This is a genomic window from Polaromonas sp. P3_C2, from assembly GCF_056402675.1.
The window spans coordinates 1-5,230 of sequence record NZ_JBFUGX010000290.1 but is presented as its reverse complement, the minus strand read 5'-3'; the positions used below and the strand labels follow the sequence as shown (position 1 = coordinate 5,230).

The 5,230-nt window shown below is 62.3% G+C and carries 8 protein-coding genes and 1 pseudogene; 1 reads left to right on the top strand and 8 read right to left on the bottom strand.

The genetic code is table 11. The features are described 5' to 3' along the window. The 8 genes and pseudogenes from AC1DWI_RS13175 to AC1DWI_RS13140 all read right to left on the bottom strand — a co-directional run. A pseudogene (locus AC1DWI_RS13175) lies at positions 1-311 on the bottom strand (phosphoglycerate dehydrogenase); the annotation flags it as partial. A gap of 147 nt (positions 312-458) precedes the next feature. After that, entirely contained in the window at positions 459-1,040 is a 582-nt protein-coding gene (locus AC1DWI_RS13170) for an MOSC domain-containing protein (protein WP_477669535.1), read from the bottom strand. After that, on the bottom strand, positions 1,037-1,522 hold the full coding sequence (locus AC1DWI_RS13165; RefSeq protein ID WP_477669536.1) for a rod shape-determining protein: 486 nt from the start codon (positions 1,520-1,522) through the stop codon (positions 1,037-1,039). The genes AC1DWI_RS13170 and AC1DWI_RS13165 overlap by 4 nt, the downstream gene beginning before the upstream one ends. A 37-nt stretch (positions 1,523-1,559) precedes the next feature. Then, a complete protein-coding gene (locus AC1DWI_RS13160; RefSeq protein ID WP_477669537.1) occupies positions 1,560-2,072 on the bottom strand; it encodes a hypothetical protein in 513 nt (170 codons plus the stop codon). An 11-nt stretch (positions 2,073-2,083) separates the two neighbouring features. Continuing rightward, positions 2,084-2,434: a GlpM family protein gene (locus tag AC1DWI_RS13155; protein ID WP_477669538.1), complete on the bottom strand. Its 351-nt coding sequence runs from the start codon at positions 2,432-2,434 to the stop codon at positions 2,084-2,086. A 69-nt stretch (positions 2,435-2,503) separates the two neighbouring features. Continuing rightward, positions 2,504-3,034, bottom strand: a complete 531-nt coding sequence (locus AC1DWI_RS13150) for a GNAT family N-acetyltransferase (protein WP_477669539.1) — start codon at positions 3,032-3,034, stop codon at positions 2,504-2,506. An 83-nt stretch (positions 3,035-3,117) separates the two neighbouring features. Continuing rightward, positions 3,118-3,891 (bottom strand): DUF1223 domain-containing protein, encoded by a 774-nt coding sequence (locus AC1DWI_RS13145; RefSeq protein ID WP_477669540.1) that lies wholly within the window; start codon positions 3,889-3,891, stop codon positions 3,118-3,120. Positions 3,892-4,007: 116 nt separating this feature from the next. Beyond that, entirely contained in the window at positions 4,008-4,526 is a 519-nt protein-coding gene (locus AC1DWI_RS13140; RefSeq protein ID WP_457280877.1) for a hypothetical protein, read from the bottom strand. 225 nt (positions 4,527-4,751) lie between these two features. Here AC1DWI_RS13140 and AC1DWI_RS13135 point away from each other — a divergent pair. Next, on the top strand, positions 4,752-5,230 hold a 479-nt coding region (locus tag AC1DWI_RS13135; protein WP_477724984.1), incomplete at its 3' end, for a Tex-like N-terminal domain-containing protein.

Below are 5,230 nucleotides of genomic sequence, written 5' to 3'. Positions count from 1 at the left end.
GCGTTGAACACCGCAATGCCGCGTTCGCGGGCGGCGTTCAGGTCGACCTGGTTGGTGCCGATGCAAAAGCAGCCGACCGCCGCCAGCTTGCCGGCCTGGGCAAATACATCGGCAGTGAGCTGGGTGCGGGAACGGATGCCGACAAAATGCGCGTCGGCGATTTTGGCCTTGAGTTCGTCATCGGGCAGCGCGCCGGCCAGGCTTTCGATCTGCGAGTAACCTGCCGCCTTGAGAACCTCCACCGCGGAGGGGTGAATGCCCTCGAGCAGCAGGAATTTGATTTTTTGCTTGTCGACCGAAGTTTTGTTCATGGAAAGCCGCTGCGCCAAAAAGTGGATGAGGAACAAGTATGAGGGAAGCGAAATACCCGTGCTGGTTCGCGGTTGGGCGGCGGGGCTTGAGATCTTAAATAATGCAAAAAATGGCCCTATTCCTTACTGGTCATGCGCAAGCAGCTATCAAATCAATAGCGGTTGAGCCGGAGACTCCCGATCGGATTTGGCAGATTCACAGACAAGGGCATCACCGACGCGCAGCAAGCCACCCTGCAACACACGCGCCGTCAACCCGCCATGGCCGCGCATGGCGTTGTATCCGCCGGGGCCCAGCACTTCCTCCATGCGCGAACAGGGTTCGCACGGGCCGGTGATTTCCAGCACCACATCGCCGATGTGCAGCACCATGGGCTGGTCCCTGAAAAGGGACTTCGCCGCCAGCAGGTTCAGGCCCGACACCACCAGGTTGCGCCGCAAGCTCGCGGCTTCCACCGCGCCAAGCCGGGCCAGTGCGGCCAGCACGGGCAGGTGCTCGGCCTGGATCAGGGTGACCTGGCGTTTGCTGCTTTCCGGGCGAATGGCAGGCGCCGCCGCGCTCCGGTCGCCTTCCAGCCCGCGGCCGGCCAGTGCTGTCACGGTTGCAACGCTGAGCACCGGGCTGCGGCGGGCTGGCCTCAGCAAAATTTGCTCAAGCCGCCCTTGGTGGGGGAATTGCCGGGTGAGCGCGCGCAGGTCACTGATGCCCGTGCCGGCGGTTGCGGTCATTCCAGTACCTGTCCCGTGGAAGGGTAGCTGCGCGACAGCACCTGCTCGTCTGTCAATTCCGGGCCCTGCCACATGGTGACTTCTGAAGCGCCGGCCCCCAGGGCCATCTCATGGAGGGCCCGTATTTCCACCTGGGTGAAACCACCTGCGGGCTCGCCCAGAGGATGGAACACCATGCGGGGCGCGGGAGCCAGCACGTGGCTGGCCTGAAGTTTACGGACGAATGCCTTCAGTACCTGCTCACCGTGGGTGAAGTCGGACACCATGGAGCGCGGGTGGCTGAAAGGATTGAGGACCTGTGCCGACTTGCTCGATTTATGCAGGGCGGCGTCATCGCCCGCGCCCAGCACTTTGGGCTTGAGGCTGCGGGAAATCGCAATTTCGGGCACTTCGGAAATGAAAGCGCCCGTTTTCACATTGCGCACCGTCAGCCGGTAAGGCGACAGGCGGATGTACAAAGGTGGCGTGATGAAGTCGAACATGGTCAAGGGCTGCGGTTGAATTCAGTGAGCCTGGCGCTCATGACAATACGGCTTTCAGTGCGGCCAGGAGCCGCGCAGCTGCCAGCTTGACCCGCGTCTTGAAACGGCGGGCCATGCGCCATGGCAACGACGCCCTGGCCTGGGTCATGATTTTGTCCTTCCAGGCTTTCCAGGGGGTGTAGAGCCGCGCGAACCACGGCATTTGCATGAGTGCAGGCTGGGTCAGTTGAAAGAGGCGTGCCGCCAGCGCGGTTCCGGTGAGTTTGGCCGCCAGTATCAGCGCCAGGCCGACAGTGACATGCCCCAGGCCGAACAGGTAAAGCGCCAGCAGCTTCAGCGGGATCAGCGCCAGCACCGGCACGCCGAAGGCGAGCAGCGCAGCCCAGGGCGGCAAGCGGGTGATCCAGCGCTCCAGCCGCCCCCACCAGGGCAGGCGCCCCAGTGCTGCAAAGCCGGCGGCCAGCGGCTCCCAGCCCCATTCTTCAAATAGCAAAAACAGCGCGACAGGCGCAAGCAAAATGGCCCGCAACACTTTTTTGAATTTGCCCATATCTGTTTTCCTTAAAGCGCCGAAGGGTAGGCACGGCTCCAGCCGAGCAGCAGCCCGCCCGCAGCAAGCGCCCAGGCCAGTGTGGCGCAGGCAAGCGTGACGGGCAGTGCCGCGCGCACGCTGAGCCAGTACACCACCAGCAGGTAAACCGCATAGGGGATGAGGGACCACAGGCCGAACAGTGCCGTGGTGCGAAGGTCTGCCGCGGAGCGTTCGCTGCCCACGATGTAGTGCGCAATCAGGGCAAAGGTGGGAAACAGCGGCACCAGGCCGGCGATGAAAAAGCTGCGCGACCGGGAAAGAAGGGCAATAACCAGCACGGCAAGCGCACCCAGCAGGCATTTAAGAAAAAGTGAAAGCATCGATCGAAAAGAAAAAGGAGTGCAGGGACGTGGCCGCAACAGCACGGCCCCACAGTTTATCGATGGGCACTATGGACACCCTTCGGCCTGTATCGCCTGCATGCCGTTTTGCGCTTCCCTGCGCATGAAAAAGATGCTGTCGTCTGAAAACTCGGGAATCACTGCAAAGCCGAGGCCTTCGTAGATGGTCAGCGCAGGGTGGTTGTCACGGTACACGCGCAGTGTGAAAGCTGTGGCACCGGTGTCACGGGCCGCCTGGGCCATTAGCAGCCTGCACAGCGTCGAACCCAGACCCTGGCCGCGCGCGCCGGGCGCCAGGATGATGCGGGCCAGATGGGCAGCACCTGCCTCACGCACCCAGAATTGCCCAAAGCCCAGCGCCTCTGCCGGACCCCGGCTCATGACAAAGCTGAAGGCGCCGGGTTCAGCCAGCAGTACCGGGAGCCGCTCGGGTTCAAACGGAAACTTCAGCTTGGGGCCGGCCCAGCGCAGACAGGTGCTGGCATCCTGGACCCATGTGGCCAGCGCCGCATAGTCGGCGGCCCCGGGCGGCCGCAAAACCAGCGAAGGAGCGCAGGGCGGTGATTGCGGGGAATCCATTGCGCCATTGTGCGGCATGCCCGAGGCCTCGCGTTGCCCCGCCTGTACGGTGCGCCAGGCGGTAGTCCTTCAGCGGCCGTGCTTTACGCGGCACATTGAAGGCTGACGGCCTGCAGGGTCTTGCCGGTTTGAGGGTCGAACACCACGAGATTCACCTGGCGCTCATGGCCCTGGGTTGGGGCAATGCTGCGAAAGGCCAGTTTTTGCGGCCCGGTGTCGCTGCTTTTGTATTCCCCGGCCTGGGTGTACTGGCGCACAACGAAGTCGTGTTGGAGAACCTCTCCGGCGTTTTCGCCGGCTTTCACTTTGGAGTTGTGCCCATGTTCAGTGACGGTCCAGTAGGCTGACCAGGACGGTGACACCTGCGGTGCGGACATCGGGGTGACGCTGGCTTCAAACTGGTCCGGCCCGAGTTGCCTGAGCACGATGCTGGCGCGCGCGGGTTCCTTGCTGTCGGCAGGCCTGCCACCCCAGCGGGGCCAGTCTTTGCCGTTGAGTACGGCCTGCGGTGTATAGATGCTGCGCAGATTGTTCCTGGACGCTATTTCGCGTTGCCGGCTGGTGTAGGCGGGCGCGGCAAAGCGGTCAACCCAGCCGATGTAGTCCCAGTAGCCGACATGAAAGGCCTGCACCACGGCCCCACTGCCTTTCAGCGACGAAGCCCATTTGTCAGCGGGCGGGCAGGAGCTGCAGCCCTCAGAGGTATACAGCTCAACGACCGGCGTGATGGTCGGCCCTGAGCTGATGGCGCAAGCGTTTTGTGCGGACAAGGCCCTGGACGTCAATGCCATCAGGACGATTGCGGTGATCAGCGGGGTATTGCGGCTGGAMGGCCGTGGGGGCGCGGTGTGCAGCATGAGGGTCTCCGTGGATTGCAGACCCCCATTGGTCGATGGACTTCGCCGGTTCTTACACCTGCCGGGCCCGGTTAATAAAAGAAAAGAAGGACGCGGCGCAACCGGTATTCAGGCACTCAAACCAGCGGCATGGTCTCCGAGTCTTTTTCCAGATGAGGAATGCCGCCATGCCGCTCAAGCCGGTCCTGGAGCTGGCCCATGTGGGCGGCCATGGTGTTGTCCGACTGCTCCAGCCGCGCCAGCAATGCCTGTTGCTGCTGCGAAAAGCGCTCGGCCAGCACAGTGGCGGCGGCGGCTTCCCGGTGCTGTGCGGCCAGGGCCTGCACCTCCAGGTAGCTCCGCAGTTCGGTAAAACGAGAGGCCTCGGCCTTGTCAGCCAGCTCACGCTGCGTGTTCAGCTCGCGTGCGTAGCGCCGGGTTTCCAGCAAGTTGGTGCTTTGCATGTAGAGCGTGGAGGCCAGAAACACCACCGTGGCAACCACCAGCAAGAGCAGCATCACGAAGCCCAGCGACACCTCCACGGTGGTAAAGCCCAGGCTGAGCATGCTCACACGGCTGAATTCATCGACATTGAGGGCCACAAAGCCCGCCAGCAGCAGCATGGCCACCACCAAAAAAATTGTGCGAGTCCGCATGTGTCTCTCCCCTGAAAATGTAAGAAATTGCTTTAAGGCAAGGACCATTATCAGAAGCAAAACAGCGCTGGCGCTGTGGGACAATGCCGACCCTTGGCGTCAGTTTGTACTCGGCGCACAGGTATCGGCTTTCCGCCAGGGCAGGCCGCATCGCCGGGCGGGCATTTGCCCCTTATTGACTTCCTTTTGGTTCTTTTCCGAGCTTTTTCGAACATCTCCTTCAATATGCAGAAAATCATCCGCCAGATCGCGGCAGAAATCAAAGTCCAGGAACACCAGATCAAGGCGGCCGTAGAGCTGCTTGACGGCGGCGCCACGGTTCCCTTCATCGCGCGCTACCGCAAGGAAGCCACCGGCGGGCTGGACGACATCCAGTTGCGCGAACTGGAATACCGGCTGGGCTACCTGCGTGAACTGGAAGAGCGCCGCGAAGCCGTGCTCAAAAGCATTGAAGAGCAGGGCAAGCTCACGCCCGAGTTGCGTGCAGCCATTGAGTTTGCCGCCACCAAGCAGGACCTGGAGGACTTGTACCTGCCCTTCAAGCCCAGGCGCCGCACCAAGGGCCAGATTGCGCGTGAAGCCGGCATCGAGCCGCTGGCCGACAAGCTGTTTGCCGACCCGTCGCTGGTACCTGCCGACGAAGCCGCGGCCTTTGTGAAGGCCGAAAAGAACGAAAGCGGTGACGACTTCACCACTGTGCAAGC

Bases quoted from the DNA above. Each gene is read 5' to 3' on its own strand.
- AC1DWI_RS13170 (WP_477669535.1), bottom strand. From the start codon at position 1,040: ATGACCGCAACCGCCGGCACGGGCATCAGTGACCTGCGCGCGCTCACC.
- AC1DWI_RS13165 (WP_477669536.1), bottom strand. From the start codon at position 1,522: ATGTTCGACTTCATCACGCCACCTTTGTACATCCGCCTGTCGCCTTAC.
- AC1DWI_RS13160 (WP_477669537.1), bottom strand. From the start codon at position 2,072: ATGGGCAAATTCAAAAAAGTGTTGCGGGCCATTTTGCTTGCGCCTGTC.
- AC1DWI_RS13155 (WP_477669538.1), bottom strand. From the start codon at position 2,434: ATGCTTTCACTTTTTCTTAAATGCCTGCTGGGTGCGCTTGCCGTGCTG.
- AC1DWI_RS13150 (WP_477669539.1), bottom strand. From the start codon at position 3,034: ATGGATTCCCCGCAATCACCGCCCTGCGCTCCTTCGCTGGTTTTGCGG.
- AC1DWI_RS13140 (WP_457280877.1), bottom strand. From the start codon at position 4,526: ATGCGGACTCGCACAATTTTTTTGGTGGTGGCCATGCTGCTGCTGGCG.